At 47.3% G+C, this 16,845-nt stretch carries 17 protein-coding genes and 1 pseudogene; 11 read left to right on the forward strand and 7 right to left on the reverse strand.

Annotated elements, in window-relative coordinates; all coding sequences use genetic code 11:
• The 5 genes from RDN93_RS19190 to RDN93_RS19210 all read left to right on the forward strand — a co-directional run.
• The coding region (locus RDN93_RS19190; protein ID WP_308746980.1) for a hypothetical protein at positions 1-248 on the forward strand (248 nt) is incomplete at its 5' end.
• An 81-nt stretch (positions 249-329) separates the two neighbouring features.
• Entirely contained in the window at positions 330-548 is a 219-nt protein-coding gene (locus RDN93_RS19195; RefSeq protein WP_308746992.1) for a hypothetical protein, read from the forward strand.
• Positions 549-561: 13 nt separating this feature from the next.
• Positions 562-2,634: a MarR family transcriptional regulator gene (locus RDN93_RS19200; RefSeq protein ID WP_308746981.1), complete on the forward strand. Its 2,073-nt coding sequence runs from the start codon at positions 562-564 to the stop codon at positions 2,632-2,634.
• A 132-nt stretch (positions 2,635-2,766) separates the two neighbouring features.
• Positions 2,767-5,139 carry an ATP-binding protein gene (locus tag RDN93_RS19205; RefSeq protein ID WP_308746982.1) on the forward strand — a complete coding sequence of 791 codons (2,373 nt, stop codon included), beginning with the start codon at positions 2,767-2,769 and terminating at the stop codon, positions 5,137-5,139.
• A gap of 4 nt (positions 5,140-5,143) precedes the next feature.
• Positions 5,144-6,424 carry a sigma-54 dependent transcriptional regulator gene (locus RDN93_RS19210; protein ID WP_308746983.1) on the forward strand — a complete coding sequence of 427 codons (1,281 nt, stop codon included), beginning with the start codon at positions 5,144-5,146 and terminating at the stop codon, positions 6,422-6,424.
• An 87-nt stretch (positions 6,425-6,511) separates the two neighbouring features.
• Here the strand turns inward: RDN93_RS19210 and mobC are convergent, their stop codons facing one another.
• The 5 genes from mobC to RDN93_RS19235 form a co-directional block, all read right to left on the reverse strand.
• Positions 6,512-8,557, reverse strand: a complete 2,046-nt coding sequence (gene mobC / locus RDN93_RS19215) for a conjugal transfer protein MobC (RefSeq protein WP_308746990.1) — start codon at positions 8,555-8,557, stop codon at positions 6,512-6,514.
• Between the two features lie 38 nt (positions 8,558-8,595).
• Positions 8,596-9,852, reverse strand: coding sequence for a conjugal transfer protein MobB (mobB, locus tag RDN93_RS19220; protein ID WP_308746984.1), 1,257 nt, complete (start codon positions 9,850-9,852; stop codon positions 8,596-8,598).
• The gene (mobA, locus tag RDN93_RS19225; protein WP_308746985.1) at positions 9,837-10,259 is read right to left on the reverse strand and encodes a conjugal transfer protein MobA; all 423 of its coding nucleotides are present in this window, start codon (positions 10,257-10,259) and stop codon (positions 9,837-9,839) included. Before mobA ends, mobB begins: the two co-directional genes overlap by 16 nt.
• Positions 10,260-10,261: 2 nt before the next feature.
• Positions 10,262-10,486, reverse strand: a complete 225-nt coding sequence (locus tag RDN93_RS19230; protein WP_120145046.1) for a hypothetical protein — start codon at positions 10,484-10,486, stop codon at positions 10,262-10,264.
• A 121-nt stretch (positions 10,487-10,607) separates the two neighbouring features.
• Positions 10,608-11,021, reverse strand: a complete 414-nt coding sequence (locus RDN93_RS19235) for a hypothetical protein (RefSeq protein ID WP_308746986.1) — start codon at positions 11,019-11,021, stop codon at positions 10,608-10,610.
• A gap of 87 nt (positions 11,022-11,108) precedes the next feature.
• On the opposite strand from RDN93_RS19235, the gene RDN93_RS19240 reads away from it, so the two are divergent.
• The 3 genes from RDN93_RS19240 to RDN93_RS19250 are packed head-to-tail and all read left to right on the forward strand — an operon-like array spanning position 11,109 to position 13,000.
• Positions 11,109-11,867 carry a ParA family protein gene (locus RDN93_RS19240; protein ID WP_138336115.1) on the forward strand — a complete coding sequence of 253 codons (759 nt, stop codon included), beginning with the start codon at positions 11,109-11,111 and terminating at the stop codon, positions 11,865-11,867.
• Positions 11,868-11,879: 12 nt separating this feature from the next.
• Positions 11,880-12,338: a DUF3408 domain-containing protein gene (locus RDN93_RS19245; RefSeq protein WP_008026391.1), complete on the forward strand. Its 459-nt coding sequence runs from the start codon at positions 11,880-11,882 to the stop codon at positions 12,336-12,338.
• Positions 12,326-13,000: a DUF4122 domain-containing protein gene (locus RDN93_RS19250; RefSeq protein WP_308746987.1), complete on the forward strand. Its 675-nt coding sequence runs from the start codon at positions 12,326-12,328 to the stop codon at positions 12,998-13,000. Before RDN93_RS19245 ends, RDN93_RS19250 begins: the two co-directional genes overlap by 13 nt.
• An 84-nt stretch (positions 13,001-13,084) precedes the next feature.
• Here RDN93_RS19250 and RDN93_RS19255 read toward each other — a convergent pair whose 3' ends face one another.
• Both RDN93_RS19255 and RDN93_RS19260 read right to left on the reverse strand, forming a co-directional pair.
• Positions 13,085-13,324: a PDDEXK nuclease domain-containing protein gene (locus tag RDN93_RS19255; protein ID WP_308746988.1), complete on the reverse strand. Its 240-nt coding sequence runs from the start codon at positions 13,322-13,324 to the stop codon at positions 13,085-13,087.
• A gap of 24 nt (positions 13,325-13,348) precedes the next feature.
• The gene (locus tag RDN93_RS19260) at positions 13,349-13,543 is read right to left on the reverse strand and encodes a DUF1016 N-terminal domain-containing protein (protein WP_308746991.1); all 195 of its coding nucleotides are present in this window, start codon (positions 13,541-13,543) and stop codon (positions 13,349-13,351) included.
• 157 nt (positions 13,544-13,700) lie between these two features.
• Between RDN93_RS19260 and RDN93_RS19265 the strand changes: the two are divergent.
• From RDN93_RS19265 to RDN93_RS19275, 3 genes and pseudogenes are all read left to right on the forward strand, one after another.
• Positions 13,701-14,082 (forward strand): annotated as a pseudogene (locus RDN93_RS19265) (DUF4134 domain-containing protein).
• A gap of 5 nt (positions 14,083-14,087) precedes the next feature.
• Complete coding sequence (locus RDN93_RS19270; RefSeq protein WP_225473006.1) at positions 14,088-14,435, forward strand: DUF4133 domain-containing protein; 348 nt, start codon at positions 14,088-14,090, stop codon at positions 14,433-14,435.
• Positions 14,404-16,803 carry a TraG family conjugative transposon ATPase gene (locus RDN93_RS19275; RefSeq protein WP_308746989.1) on the forward strand — a complete coding sequence of 800 codons (2,400 nt, stop codon included), beginning with the start codon at positions 14,404-14,406 and terminating at the stop codon, positions 16,801-16,803. The genes RDN93_RS19270 and RDN93_RS19275 overlap by 32 nt, the downstream gene beginning before the upstream one ends.
• Positions 16,804-16,845 lie beyond the last annotated feature (42 nt).

The raw sequence follows: 16,845 nt of genomic DNA on the forward strand, positions 1-16,845 counted from the left end.
GAAAAGAGATAACCGTAAGCGGCACTGTCAGAGATGTGCAGGCTACATTGATAGACGGTGTTTCCATTCATTCGAAAACTTCCGGACGTGAACTGGGACGAACCGATTCAAAAGGGAGATACAAGGTGCGTGTATCCGCAAGCGACATTCTGGTCTTTGAAAAGAGAGGATACCTGAAACTGGAAGTACCCGTAAATAATCATACTTCCTTGAACGTGAAAATGACTTATGGTGATAATAATATGTAATATCGAATAAAGATGAGAAAACTTTTATTAAATAGCTGCTTAGTGGCGGTACTTTGCGTGTTGTCATTAGAAGTGTCCGCAATGAATAGATCTGACAGCTTTCATGCTATCCTGTCGGATAAACGGGGGCTTATCAGTGAAGCGGATGCCGTCCGGTTGAAAGAATTTGCCGATTATAGAAAGCTGGTATTTGCTTCAGACAAGATAAAAGACGGAATGGACCTATGGTGTGCCGTTCCACAAAACAACTGGATTTATTGCACAGAAACCTTCTTAATCTTTTATTTCAATCATTTTTAAACAGGAACTAAATATGAGAAATATCATGAAACATCTTTTGTACACTGCATCATCTTTGATATTAATTGCATTAGGTAGTTGCAGTCATCCTAAAAACATAATTTTCAGAGCCGATACTCAAACAGGGGCGTTGAACGGACTTTATATGGCAAATGATACCTCAATAAACTGGATCCTTTGTGCTGATGGGACTCAATATGAATGGGTGGACTCTCGATGCGGATGGGGATTGGGGCATTTCTGGATAAATGGTACCAAATATTTTTGGAGTACTCCGAAGGAAAAAGATAGTACGGCTAATCGGATGACTGTGAAATATCAAGTAGAGAACATTGAAATAACCGTAGTCCGAACATGGAACGAAGACGGGAATTTAGTCGAATCTTATGAATTTGCCAATACAGGAAAGGAAAATGCAAGCTTGCAGGAGATAGCTATCAATACACCTTTTAATGATAATTATCCGGATGCCAGAACTTGTTATAACGCTCGTTGCAATGCTCATATATGGACAGGTGGAAATGATGCATATGTCTATTGCACACGGATGAGTGGAGCACCGGGGGGACTAGGCCTGATTTTGCAGAAAGGAGCTGTTGAAGGCTATGAAATAAGCGAACGGTCAGAGAAAACCGGCGGTTCCAACTTTCGCGGTGTTTTTCAGCTAAATCCGGAAAACAAGATTCTGAAACCAGGAGAATGCTATACTATACAATGGCTGCTTCTGTCTGCTGACAATTGGAATGATTTTCAGACAAAAGCTATTGGAAATGGTCTGATTATAGCTACAGCAAATCGCTATGTAGTCGAAGAAGGTGAAGAAGTGACTGTTTCATTTAAAAGTAATTTCCCTTCATTGAAAGGTAAACTGTTGCTTAATAACAAAGAAGTGGCAGAAGTGAATGGTGACAATATAAATTACACTACCACGTTAAATGCCCCCGGAGAGCAGATTTTTACATTGTCGTATGATGATGGGAAAAAGACTTCGGTAGAATGTCTTACTGTTAGCAATTTTGATAGTTTAATAAACCGTCGTTGTCGCTTTATTGCTGAACATCAGCAATTCATTAAGTCGGGTGATCCTAGAAACGGTGCTTTCATTGTTTATGATAATGATACCGAGTCTCTTTATATTAATGGAGAGAGTGGTCGGGAGCGAGCTGATTGTGATGAGGCGAGAGAAAGAGTGGCTATGGGGATTCTTCTAGCTTTGCAGTATCAATGCACTTCCGACAAAAAAGTGAAGGATGCTTTAAATAGCTATGTATCATTTGTTCGCCGTATTCAAAGAGCGGATTATACCACTAATTCTACCGTGGACTTCCAAAGCTATAATCGTGGATACAACTATCCGTGGGTTGCCGATTTTTGGTTTACCATGTTTTGTGCGACGGGTGACAGACAGTATCTGAAAGACGGATATGGTACATTGCGCGCATTAGTCCGTTATTTTAATCATGATTTTTATTGTATTGGTGTCCCCACTTACGGATATACTCTTCTGAAAGATAATAATTTTACAGCCGAAGCAGACACCTTACTGAATGATTTTAAATTGATGGCGGATGTATTCTATGAGAATGGTCCCAATTATCCGACTTTCGAAGTAAATTATGAGCAGAGTATTGTAGGACCATCCATTATACATTTGCTGAATGTATATATGCTCACTGGGAATGAAAAATATCTGAAAGGAGCCGAAAGTCAACTTCCTTTATTAGAATCATTTGGAGGAAAACAGCCTAGTTTCCACCTTAATGATATTGCTATCCGTCATTGGGATGGTTATTGGTTTGGGAAAGATCAGATTTGGGGAGATACTTTCCCTCATTATTGGAGTACCTTGTCGGGCATTGCTTTTCGTCTTTATGCAAAAGCCACAGGAAAACAGGAATATGCAGAGCGGGCTTTAAATATTTTCCGGAATAATTTCTGCCTGTTTTCCGAAGATGGAAGAGGAAGTTGTGCTTTTATTTATCCGAATAAAGTAAACGGGCAAAAAGCCCACTTTTATGATCCGTTTGCCAATGACCAAGATTGGGCAATGGTGCATTGGTTAAAGTATGGACCGAATTTTGTGTAATACAGATAACAATATAACGTCAATTCGATAGAAGTTTGAGTTGCTCAATTCCCCTCTTTTCTAGAAAGAAGGAAAGCCGTGTAGGCTAATTTTTTGGACAGGCAGGAATGAAGGATGTAAGTATAGATTATTATGTGTTTAAAAATTAAAATATTCTCAGGATATATTATCTTGATATTCCTGCTTGTCTTGACCATTTGTCTCTTCCGTAAGGAACAGATGAAGCGAAACTGTTTGCAACAGGATGAACAAGAACTGCTTCATTTCTGGCATCTGACCGGAGAAGCCTACGCCGGCCTTCTGGATCTGGCCACTTATGGAGAGACGGTCAGTGTGTGGGACGAGAATGACCGGAGTACTTATCAGAAAAGGAGAAACGAGGTATGCGGCACATTACAGTCCTTGAAGCAATATGTCCATGCATCCGGACAACGGGGGCGTATAGATTCGCTGTGCCTGCTTCTGGAGAGAAAGGAACAATTGCTTGACACGGTAATGCATACGTTCAGCCGTTTTCGTGAAGCCGGTGAAATCATAAACCGGAAAATCCCGGTGATTGCATCCCATATCCGCGATGAGAAAGTGTCTGTTGAAGTCAAAGAGGAAGTTTCGAAGAAAAGTTTTTGGTCCTTCCTCAAACGTAAGAAGAGAAAATCCGTTTATTCGGAACAGAAGGAAAAACGTGAACGGCTGCAACCTGCGGAAAAAGACCGGGAGATCTCAACTGCAAGTATGCTTCATTCTCTAAACAAGGAACTGACCGGCAGGCAGGAGACTGAGCGTGAACGGTTGCTGGTACAAATGGAGCGTCTGTACAATAACAATATGGCATTAAATTGCAGGTTGTATGGTATCATCAGGAATTTTGAATCGGAGACCGACCGGCGCCTTGAGGAACGTTACATGCAGTTCCTTTGGGCACGAGACCGGTCCTTTTATACGGTTTCCACTCTTGCCGTCTTTATTTCATTGCTGACTATTTTACTTTATATCATCATACATCGGGAGTTGAACCGGCGGAACCGATACCGGCGTCAGCTGGAAGCTTCCAACTTGGAAAACACGGAACTCCTCCAATCCAGGAAGCGTATGATGCTGACTATCGCCCATGACCTGCGCTCTCCCCTTGCCACTATCAGAGCAACGGCGGAACTGCTGCCCGGTGAAAAGGAAAGGGCCGGACAGGAGGAATATGCCGAAAATATCCGGCATGCATCGGACTATATGCTTTCTCTGGTTGATACACTGATGAATTTCTATCTGCTTGATACAGGACAGGCACGGGAGAATATTTCCGTTTTTTGTCTGGGAACCCTGTTCAGGGAGATTACCAACAATTACATGCCGCTCGTTCAAAAGAAAGGATTGCAACTGTTGACCCGGTATTCCGGCATGAACGCTGTTGTCAGTTGTGACAAGGGAAATTTACAGCAGATTGTGAATAATCTGCTTTCCAACGCTCTGAAATTTACCGGGAAAGGATATGTCCGGCTGGAAGCGACATTCAACGTCGGCGAACTGTGTATCAAAGTGCAGGATACCGGAGCGGGAATGAATGATGAGGAGCAGAAACGGATATTCGATGCGTTCGAAAGGCTTGACAATGCCCGTGGTGTTTCCGGTTTCGGACTTGGCCTTGCCATCGTTTCCCGGCTTGTTTCACAGCTGGGCGGTTCCATCGGGGTGGAGAGTCACCCGAGGAAAGGCAGCTGTTTTACCGTATCTCTGCCCCTTTCCCCTGCTGACAGTAGTTCCTTGAAGGAGGAGTTACAATTTCCGTCTGATTATCAAATGGAAGGCCTGCGTATTCTTCTTCTTGATGATGACCCGAGACAGCTTTCCGTAACACGTGAGATATTCAGGCGAAACCGGGTTGAATGTGACTGTTATACCGATTTCCGGCAGGTGGTTGCAAAATTACGGGATGAGGATTATGATGCGTTGCTGACGGATATCCGCATGCCTGACATGGACGGGTTCGGGTTGCTGGAGTTGTTGCGTTCATCCAATATGGAAAGGGCCGGAACAATTCCGGTCATAGCCGTGACTGCCGATATGGATCCGGAAGAGGAGTACCTTTCCCGGGGATTTGCCGGATGTATCCGTAAACCCTTCCGGATGAATGAGCTGTTGGAAACCGTTTCCCGAATTGTCAGAGGGAATAGGCGGACGGCATGGCAACCGGATTTTTCCCTGATTCTGACCGGGGAGGACAACATGGGGGAGATGCTTGGTATCTTCATCCGGGAAAGCCGCAAGGATCTTGACAGGTTGCACGGGGCGTTGGAAAGGGATGATCGTCAGACAGTCCGTGAGATTCTGCACAAGAACCTTCCCCTGTGGACAAGTGTCCGCCTTGATTATCCGATAGAGGAACTGCAGGCTATTGTACTGTCCGAACCGGAACTCTGGACGGAAGAACAGATAAGGTGTATCTATAAAGTAGGAGAAGCAGTAGGGAAACTAATTGCCTGTGCTGAAAATATGAAGAAGAATATAAAATAAGCAAATGAAAAATATACTGATTATAGAGGATGATATTGTCTTCAGCCGCAGTATCAGTAACTGGCTGAAGAAAAAGGGTATGGCAACCGGGCATGTGGCTACACTCTCGGCAGCCCGTAAGGAACTTCAGGCCAAAGAGTTCGACCTTGTTCTGGCAGACCTGCGCCTGCCGGACGGCAGCAGTATGGAGCTGCTGAAGTGGATGAAAGGAAAACATTATTCCATTCCGTTCCTTATTATGACCAGTTACGGCCAGGTGGAGAATGCGGTGGAAGCCATGCAGCTTGGGGCTTCCAATTACCTTTGCAAGCCGGTACAGCCGGACCGGCTTTGGGAAGTCATAGAAAAAGAGTTCAGCCGTCCGCAGCATGGCAGCACGGAATTCTACCGTGGTGAAAGTGAAAAGGCCCGTGAAATGTACCGGCTGATAGGCCCTGTGGCCCGTTCCGACATGTCCGTCCTGCTTCGTGGAGCATCGGGTACGGGTAAGGAACATATTGCCGCCGAGATTCATGAGCGGAGCCTGCGCAGGCACAAGCCTTTTGTAGCCGTGGACTGCGGTGCCGTTTCCGATGACCTTGTCAGATCCGAATTTTTCGGGTACTGCAAAGGGGCGTTCACCGGTGCGGACAGTGACAAGGCGGGACTTTTCCAGGCTGCCGAAGGTGGTACGTTGTTCCTTGATGAAATCGGTAACCTTGCTCCCGTAAATCAGATGAAACTGCTTCGCGCCCTGCAAGAAAAGCGTTACCTGCCGGTCGGGACAGTCAGGGAACGGCCCTTTGACATCCGCCTTATCGCCGCCACCAACGCGGATCTGGAGAAAGCCGTTGCGGAAGGGAGTTTCCGTGAGGACCTGTACCACCGGCTGAACGAGTTCACTATCCGGGTTCCCCTGCTCTCTGAATGCGGGGAGGATATCCTTCCGTTGGCTGAATTCTTTCTGAAGCAGTTTTCCGCAAGATACGGGAAATCGGTTCAGGGCTTCGACCGGGAAGCGGCTGCCATGTTACGGCAATACGGCTGGCCGGGGAATATCCGTGAACTGAAGAATACCGTCCGGCGTGCCGTCGTGTTTGCCGGGGAGGGGCGGATATCCGCACAGGAACTGAATCTGGATCAGGACATGAAATTGGGAAACATGACTGTCCGTCCGGAAAAGGAGGAGCAGCAGATACTTCGGATACTTGGGCAGACCGGCAACAACCGCACTCTTACCGCCCGTATACTCGGCATCAGCCGGACTGCCCTGTATTACAAGCTGAGGAAATACGGGATTGTGTGAATAAGGGAACATGATAATACATATAGGGCATCCCCCGTTTTCCGGAGGATGTTTCATCTTTCAAAATCATGGAGGGGAAATGCGCATTTATTCCTGTTTCCCGTTTCTCTTCTTTTTGGCATCTTCATTCTCCAGTCCCAGCCTTCTGCAGAGTTCCGGGTCATTTTTAATGCGTTCCATTTCCATGTTGATGATTGCCTGCGCATCCGCCTTGATCCTGTCATAGTTCCGCCCGATCTGCTGCGTCATGATGTCGTTTCCCTCCCTGTCCCTGAATTCATTGATGACGGGTATTTTTTTGTAATTCTTCTCTTCCCCGCTGACTTTTTCGTGGTCTACGATGATTTCGGCGTGGAATATCTTCTGTTCTATTTTCTCTCCGAAGTTGTCCGATACGGCACCAACGAATGTTCCTTGTGAAAGATTTGCTATCTTGGAGGCAGGAATAAGAGAGTCGAGTTGCGTGTTGATTGAGGTGGACACATCCTGCCGGTTGATGGATACGGACTGCCGCTTCTGGAGTACTTTTCCGAACCGCTCTGAAAGTGTCCTGGCTGTTTCCCCGACCACCTGTCCACTAAAAATATTGCCCACAGTATTTTGCACCACTTTGGATTCTTTTTCACCATAATCGCGGTTTAACTGGCTGAAATCCTGAAAGCCCAGACAGACCGCTACCTTGTTGCTTCGTGCCGTGGCAATCAGATTGTCCAGTCCCCTGAAATATATAGTCGGTAATTCGTCAATGATTACCGTACTTTTCAGTTGTCCTTTTTTATTAATCAGCTTTACAATGCGGGAATTGTACAGTCCCAGTGCCGCTGAATAAATATTCTGCCGGTCGGGATTATTGCCTACGCACAGCAATTTTGGTTCATTCGGGTTGTTGATGTCTAAGGAAAAATCATTACCTGTCATTACCCAGTAAAGCTGTGGCGAAATCATTCTGGTGAGCGGGATTTTTGCACTGGCAATCTGCCCCTGGAGCTGATCCTGAGCTCCGGATTTCCAGGCGTCCATAAAGGGTGAAAGGTAGTTCTCCAGCTCCGGATAAGAGGTTAATATAGTAAATAAATCTGAATACGGTTTGTTCAGCAGTTCCACCGCATGCGGGAATGTACAATAGATGCCATTTTTGTAAATCTTTAAATACCAGATAATTGCCGCCAGAAGAATGATGGGTGATTCCACGAAGAAATCCCCCTGTTTCTCAATCCACGTTTTGTTCAAATTTAGCATGATTGTGTAGCTTGCTTCATATGCATCCGAGATGTCCGTCATGAACTCCGGATTGATAGGGTTACATCTATGTGATCTACGCGGGTCATCAAAATTAATGACATAGAATTTGGGCTTAACCTTGTATTTATCCATATTGTTTAACAATGTGTTATATGCAATTGTGGATAAATCGTCAAACTTGTAATCGTAAATGTAACAACTGTATCCCTTTGAAATCATCTGGCGTATGTAGTTGTTTACCACTGCGTATGATTTTCCCGAACCGGGTGTGCCAAGCACGATGGTTGCGCGGAAGGGATTCACCACATTTATCCATCCGTCATTGAGCCTCCCCTGATACTGAAACTTTGTCGGCAGGTTGACTGAGTATTCATTTTCCATCAACCGTGTTTCCTGTTGGAAAGACTCGTTTTCGAGATTGAACACGTCCTCCATCAGGTTGTGCCTGTATAGACGGCTCATCCACAATCCTGCCATCAGTAGGCAAAGATAGCCGGACACCAATGTGAATACATAAAGTGCGGTGACAGCCGCATGGGGCAGGGTCAAATCCAATATCCACCAGTTGAGAAAGAAAAGGATGCATCCTGCGAAGAGTGCTGCATGGATTTTGTGCCGGGTGATCTTCTCGCCCTTGACACCTTTTGTTCCCAGACACGAGACGGCCATCAGCAGGGTAGCTGCCAGCTTGCTCCATAGGACGCAATTGAAGATTCCGGTTGTATTGTTGAAGTTCATAATTATCTTGTCTGTCACTTCCAGATTTAAATTCCAACTGGCAATGCTCGGATAACAATACACGTATACGTGTACCACCAAAAGAAAAATGCTCACCGCCCTTCCGAATTCCATTATTTTGGCGAGTGCTCTCAAATCGTCTTCCTGTTGCATAATACTTATGTGTAAATGGGGATAATAATCAGTTTTCCTTAAACACCGCGAGACTTTCGTTTCGCTTTTCTCCTTTTCTTCATCCGGCGTGCAAGGGCTTCCTCCCCGTAATCCACCGGATTGGTTTCCATGGAGAATATGCCTGCCGCCTGTTCCAATGCGCTTCCCGGTTCCGCCTTGTGCGAATGGTGCTGCCATAGTTCGGTACCGGTATGTGCGGAACGTTCTGTGGCAGGTATGCCGTCCCACCATTTGAAAAGTTCATTGTAAATGTTAGCGGAAAACTCCTTGCCCATGCGCGAGCCGTTGAATACTTCCCGCCTGTTATGGTCGATGAACGTGACACCGTAGATACGTCTCTGCTCATTTTCCCGGAATACTGCATCAATGCTGGCTTTCTTTAATAGTCCGGTCAGTTCTTCACGCGAACGTGCGTGCCGCATGGCATAAACCACCTGTGCATGAATAGCCGGCGCCCATTTACCATCCTTGAAATCCCTGGTGTGTGAAAGCATCCTCTTTTCCAGGCGTTCGTTTCCGAAACGTTTGCCGAAGCGTGAACTCTTGAAAGGCGGGCTGACTACTTTCCCGCTATCATCGGTTGCCGAGTAGATAATACCGGTATAAGGTTCACCTTTGAATTCTCCCCGTATCTGCCTGGCTTCAATATTGAAGGTAGACAGTACCGCACTGTATTCCCCGAATGTCTGGAAGCGGTAACTTCCTAATACAGCTTTTAGGGTGTTGCTTATCTGATGTCGTATGTCGCCCCCGGACGTATTTACCTTCTTTAACTCCGCTTTCGGGTTCCGTTCTTCCATATCCGCACTATTGCGTAATCCGAAGTCTGTTTCCAATTCCCGGCAGGCGGTCATGGAACGGCGGTGCTCGAAAGAATCATTGATTTTCCGTCCCTCTTCATCCACGCATACACTTACGATGTGGATATGCGTATTGTACGTATCACCGTGTTTATAGGTAATGTAGGGCTGGTTGCCATATCCCATCTTCTGCATGTACATTTGTGCCAGTTCTGCCAGTTGTACATCATCAAGTTTGTCCTCCGGTGCCGGACTTAGTGCGATGTGCAGGACAGGTTTCTCCGTGTTCCTGTTTGCCAGCAGGTAATTCTCAAAGGAGAGCAAGGCAAGGCGCATGTCCTCGCCCGGTCGTCCCGGGCGGTCTGAAATCATCCGGTTACCGGAGAGTATTTCAGCCGTCCCTTTCTCTACTTTCTCGTGGTTGTAATGCAGTGCCCCGTACAGGCTGGCTCCGTGACTTATTTTTGCAACCATTTCTTTTGGTATTCTTCGGTTAGTGCTATCACTTTTTTGGTCACTAGCATCAGTTCAAGTGTCATTTTCTCCAGTTTGTAAAGTAGCGACATCGCACGTTTCTCCCCGAAATTGTTCCTGATGGCACGTACGACCTGATTGTAGTTGTTACCGACAGCCTGGAATTGTCTGTGAAATTCCGTAAGGCGGATGTAGTAATCCATTGTCGCCTTGTCGATTTTAACCACTTTGATTGTGCCACCGAAAATGGCTTTTTTGATGAAACGTGTTTTGTCTTTTGCCTCTGATTCGGTAACCAATTTTTCAAACCGCATCTTCTCACCGGCATTCAGGCGGAAGCTGTATTTGTAGTCCGCCGGATCGCTTTTGGGCTTTCTGCCCGTTTTTGCTCTCGATTCTTCCTTCATACTCATTGCATAATTATGGTCCGTCCTTTTTTCTCTTCCGGAATTTCCGACTTTGGAGGAAATTCCCCGACTGTCAGGTCGGGCAAGCTGTTTTCGTCGGACAGGACACTTCCTGTCGGACGAAAACACAACTTGCTATGTTCGTTTGAACATAGAATCCTCCTTCGTCGGATTGCTGCGCGACGTTCACGGCGTGCTGTTGTCCGATGAAGCATAGTTTCCTCCATAGTCTTATTCCGACTTTGCAAAGTTATGACGGATTTAGTACTTGTAAAATAGAAGTTTATGTGACAAGTGATGACATCTGATGACATGTCATGTCAGGTGAAGCGGATTTTAGTTATTGTATCAAAAATCCGTTCTACTTTTGGCGTGACGCAATGCAGTAAGGGACGGAACGGTACGGTATAAAAAATGCTTTATCAATACGGTGCCTATGGTAGTGGGACAATACTGTGTATTCCGGTTGAATGTGACGTTGGTCATGTATGGATACGGCATTGTTCCGATGCAATGATACGTAGGCGTATTGATGCCATGAGGCAGCTTTTGTATAGATACAGTCATACATAACGAATATTGGCGTATGGCATCAAAGGTACATTCCGTTTTTAGTGTGACGCAAGGCTGCATGTATCGTATTGGTCCGGCACATGAGAAGTCGTATTGATGTGGCGCAGACTGTGACGGGACAGTACTGTGTACCCCGGTTGGATGCGATACCGCCCATGTATGGAAACAGTGATACACAGCTGTATTCATGCTGCCGTACAGTATTGTACGGCGTCACTTGATGTAAGGATACAGGCGAAAAGAAAATAAGTCATTAACCCTTAATTTTATGAAGTTATGAAGAAGGAACCTTTATTTGTTGCCCTCAGCAATCAGAAGGGCGGAGTCGGTAAATCAACGTTAACCGTGTTGCTTGCCAGCTATTTCCATTACCATAAGGCAAAGAACGTGCTTGTGGTAGATTGTGACTATCCCCAGCACAGCATGATGACTATGCGTGAATGGGACATAAAAAATGTGGAAAAGACCCCTCGTCTGCAAAGTTTGCTGGTTGAGCAGTTCGGGGATACGGGCAGAAAGGCCTACAATATCCTGGCTTCCACGCCCGAACAGGCCAAGGAAACTGCCTATGGTTTTATAGACCGTTCCGATACTGAATATGACCTTGTCCTTTTGGACCTTCCCGGAACGGTCAATACCACAGGCGTTTTCCAGTCCATCATCAATATGGACTATGTTTTTACCCCGATCACCCAGGAGAGGATGGTCATGCAGAGCAGCATGTCATTTGTCCTGTCCATCCGGGAATATCTGCTTCATCACAAGGGAGTCCCCTTGCGTGATATCCATATGTTCTGGAATAAAATGGACAAGCGCGTCTCCAGGGACTTGTATGACGCTTATATGGAAATCATCCGTTCTTTGGGACTACCTGTATTGAATACGGTCCTTCCGGGTGCGGAGCGTTATAAAAAGGATGTCGGTTTGAACGGGCAGATATTCCGCAGCACTCTGTTTCCGCCTTCCGCCGCCGCTCTGAAAGGAAGCAACCTCGATCTGCTTGCCGCTGAAATGGAAACCATACTCGGACTTTAACCGGACATGACTATGGCAAACAAGAACAGATCCGTCTATAATGTGGACGAGGACGCGCTCAAGCGTATGGTAGCCGGAGATACAACGGCCTTGGAAAAGATAAGGAAACAGGATGAACGGCCGGAAGAAGATGCCGGTGCCTCCGGAGTGTCGGAAGAAAAAGAAAAGAAACCTGATGTCTCCATTGAGAAGAAACCGTTCGCGGGGAAGAAAACACCGCGGGCATACGGCTTTGATGATTACCGGGAACAATTCCTGCAACAGAAACTGACTGGAGCCAGAAGACAGACTTATATACATGATTCACTGTATAAGGTCCTGGCCAGGGTGCTTCCGGTCATTGCACCGGAAATGTCTGTCCCCACATTTGTGAACAGTGTGCTGTCGGACCATCTGAAAAGGTATCAGGATATAATTAACGGAATGTATAATCGGGAAGCGACCCAAAAACCGGTGGAATGGGAACTATAGTTTATTTGTCGATACGTCTTGCCTGTGCCTGTTATATATTATATAAGGTATGTGGGCAGAAAAAGAAGATACGTGAAATTTGCGACCTGCTGTATGCGAAGTTACCTCCCGTAAAAAAGAAAGAGCCGGAAAACGTCTTGTCGGAACCGGGCGGCGAATCGGGCGTCATGGGCAGCACCCGTTTTGTCTATCTGGATGAGGATGCCGGAAAGAGTGTTGCCCCCTATATGAGCCAGCCGTTGGAAACGGCTGCGGATTTTATAGGTGAGGAGGAAGATGTCGCTGGGGAAGAAGTGGAATGTAAATTACCGTTGGAGGAGATGAGAATGCTGAAAGAGGAACAGGAAGAACTGGATGGAACGTACCCGGTAGTGGATGCCGTCTCACAGGCCGTAACGCCTGATGATCTTGACAATGCCGGCAACGTATTGTTTAAACTGAATGATGCGGACAAGGATGAGGAGAAATCCCTCCGTGCGGCCCTTACTCTGCACACCATCCGGGAAACAGACCTGTTTGAGATTTTTTTCTCCCAGGTCGAGAATAAGAATGTCATCGACAGTCTGATGGGAAAATATCTGGACGGGGACGGGAACCCGCTGCCCGTGCGGAAAACAAAATCTGTCGTACCTGTATCGGACGGTTGGAAGCAATATCTGTGACCTTTCGGGTGTACCAAAAGCGCATCCCGGAACAAATGCCGGGATGTGCTTTTATTTTTTCGTTTTCTTTACGGATGTTTTCTTCTATTCCTTATTTCCGGACAATTCGTTGTTGATTAACTCTTTGATCTGTTTTTGTGGAATCAGGTAACTGTACTCGGAACCCCCAATCGGAGCCGTTGAGCCCTGCAAGGCCACTTCCACATTGTTCCTGTCCGCACACAATATAATACCGATGGACGGGTTTTCGTCCGGCATCTTTACCTGTCTGTCCAACAGGTTCAGGTAAAAGTATATTTCTTCCGTTTTTTTGCACTTGCTCATTAACAATAGGTTATGTCCTCAAGGTTAAACTGCAACGCTCTGTTGCAGTTTCCGGCTTTCCCCGCAATATCGTTCATAAAACCGTTTCATTTCCCAGAGGTTTCTCGAAGAAAAGCCCGTAGTTCCGGGAAATTCTTTCTGCAAATCAGAAGCAAGTATTTCCACCACCTGTGCTCCATATCCTTTGTTCAAATGTTGTGCGGACAGTTCCTTGCCGATATTTCAATATAATTCCATTGTTGCACTGGTTATCTTGCGTGCAATTTGGATTCTTGAACTTATGATTTCTGCTAACAAGATTGTTTCTCTTTTAACCAGGCTGAAAGACGTCTGTGCTTTGTAAGATATGACATCTGCTGACATTTGCTGCCACCTGATGAAATGTTTGTATCATGGTCTTTTGTCCCCTCCTATATTTGCGTTCGAATTCAATTTTATGTCTCACCTTAAACGATTCTACAATGAGAAAGAGAATCCTTTTTTCAGTGCTTTTCGCGTTTTTCGCGGTCGGCTCTTTTGCGCAGGGACAAGGGCTTGCGGGCATCAACGAAGCCACGAGCATGCTGACCTCGTATTTCGATCCGGCAACCAAACTGTGCTATGCCATCGGTGCGGTGCTGGGGCTGGTCGGGGGTATCAAGACCTACAGCAAGTTTTCAAGCGGCGATCCCGATACCAGCAAGACGGCAGCCAGTTGGTTTTTCGCCTGTATATTTTTGATTGTGGCCGCCACCATCCTGCGTTCCTTCTTCCTCTAGCGGCTATGGAATACGAGATAAATAAAGGCGCGGGTAATCCTTTGGAGTTCAAGGGTCTGAAATCACAGTACCTTTTTATTTTTGCGGGCGGGCTTGTCGCGGTGCTGCTTGTGGTGGTCATCCTTTATATAGCCGGTGTGAAGCAGTGGATATGCATTCCTTTCGGACTCCTGTCCGGTTCGCTGCTGGTCTGGCTGACCTTCCGCCTGAATGCCCGGTACGGTGAACACGGACTGATGAAACTGCTGGCGGAAAGACGCCATCCCCGTTATCTGATCCACCGGAGAAGATTATTCCGATTACTAACCAAAAGAAGAACTTATGAGAAATGTACTGAAAGCGGAAACGCTTGAACGGAAGTTCCCCCTGCTGTCTGTGGAGAACGGTTGCATTGTCAGCAAGGATGCCGACCTGACCGTGGCCTTTGAGGTGGAACTGCCTGAACTTTATACTGTGACTGCTGCCGAATACGAGGATATCCACTCATCGTGGGTAAAGGCTGTCAAAGTGCTGCCGGATTTTTCGGTTGTCTGCAAGCAGGACTGGTTCACGAAGGAGACCTACCGTCCTGATTTCCGGGACGGTGAACAGAGCTTCCTGTCGAAAAGCTATGAGCGTCATTTCAACGAGCGCCCGTACCTGAACCACAAATGCTACCTGTATCTGACGAAGACCACGCGTGAGCGCAGCCGGCAGAGGAGTGACTTTAACAGCCTCTGCCGCGGTTCCCTTCTGCCCAGAGAAATGGTTGACAAGGACACGGCGGTCCGCTTTCTGGAAGCAGTGGAACAGTTCGAGCGTATCATGAACGATTCCGGCCATGTCAGCCTGCGCAGGCTGGAGGCGGATGAGATTACCGGCACTGAGGGACGTCCCGGACTGGTGGAGAAATATTTCTCCCTGTCGCTGGAGGATGAAACCGCCGTGCTTCAGGACATCTGTCTTAACCCCGGCGGCATGCGTGTGGGTGACAAGCGGCTGTGTGTGCATACCCTTTCTGATACGGAGGACCTTCCCGTCAGGGTGTCCACTGATATGCGTTATGAACGTATGTCCACCGACCGCAGTGACTGCCGCCTCTCGTTTGCCGCTCCTGTCGGCCTGTTGCTTTCCTGTAACCATATCTATTCGCAGTATGTGTTTATAGACGACGCGCAGGAGATTCTCCGGGAGATGGAAAAAACTTCCCGTAACATGCTATCCCTCTCGAAGTACAGCCGGAGCAATGCGGTAAACCGGGAGTGGACGGAGATGTATCTGGATGAAGCCCATACGAAGGGCGTATTGCCCGTCCGCTGCCACTGCAACGTGACGGCGTGGGCAGAAGACAGGGAGGAACTCAGACGTGTGAAGAACGATACCGGCAGCCAGCTTGCCATGATGGAATGCACGCCGAGGCACAATACGGTGGATGCCCCGGTGCTCTACTGGGCTGGCATTCCCGGCAATGCGGGCGATTTTCCGGCAGAGGAGTCGTTCTACACTTTTCTGGAACAGGCCGTCTGTCTCTTTACGGCTGAAACCAATTACCGGAGTTCTCCCAGCCCGTTCGGCATCCGTATGGCTGACCGCCGGAACGGTATCCCCCTGCATGTTGACATCAGCGACCTGCCGATGAAACGCGGTATCATCACGAACCGCAACAAGTTCGTTCTCGGTCCCAGCGGTAGCGGCAAATCCTTTTTTACCAACCACCTGGTCAGACAATATTATGAACAGGGCACGCATATCCTGCTGGTGGATACGGGCAACAGCTACCAGGGACTGTGCCGTATGATCCATGACCGTACGCACGGTAAGGACGGCATCTATATAACGTATGAGGAGGATAATCCGATAGCTTTTAATCCTTTCTATACGGATTCCGGACAGTTTGACGTTGAAAAACGTGAGAGTATCAAGACGCTGATCCTGACTTTGTGGAAACGGGAGGACGAAGCCCCGAAACGTTCGGAGGAGGTGGCCCTGTCGGGTGCGGTGAATGCCTATATCCGCCGGATTACGGATGACAGGGCGTCCAGGCCGGATTTTAACGGCTTCTATGAGTTTGTCCGTGATGACTACCGCCGTATGATCGAGCAAAAGAAGGTGCGTGAAAAGGACTTTGATATTGACGGCTTTCTGAATGTGCTGGAACCGTTTTACAGGGGCGGGGACTATGATTTCCTGCTGAACTCGGACAGGGAACTGGACCTGACGAACAAACGGTTCATAGTCTTTGAACTGGACAACATCTCCTCCAACAAGGTCCTGCTTCCGGTGGTTACACTTATTATCATGGAAACCTTTATTTCCAAGATGAGAAAGCTCAGGGGAATCCGCAAGATGATATTGCTGGAAGAAGCCTGGAAGGCATTGATGTTCCCCAATATGGCTACCTATATCCAGTACTTGTTCAAAACCGTCAGAAAGTATTTCGGTGAGGCCGTGGTAGTGACACAGGAGGTGGACGACATCATCTCCTCGGATATTGTCAAGGAGGCGATCATCAACAACTCGGACTGCAAGATACTGCTCGACCAGCGTAAATATATGAACAAGTTCGAACATATCCAGAAACTTCTGGGACTGACGGAGAAGGAGAGGGGGCAGATCCTTTCCATCAACCGTGCGAACCGTCCCGGACCTTTCTACCGTGAAGTCTGGATCGGGCTGGGCGGAACACACTCCGCCGTTTATGCGACGGAGGTCAGCGCGGAGGAGTATGCGGTGCGCCCGTAAAGGGAATTTGACGAATGTCGCTTTGGCAAGCGACTGGGCAAG

The sequence above is a fragment of the uncultured Bacteroides sp. genome (assembly GCF_902491285.1).
Lineage (GTDB): Bacteria > Bacteroidota > Bacteroidia > Bacteroidales > Bacteroidaceae > Bacteroides.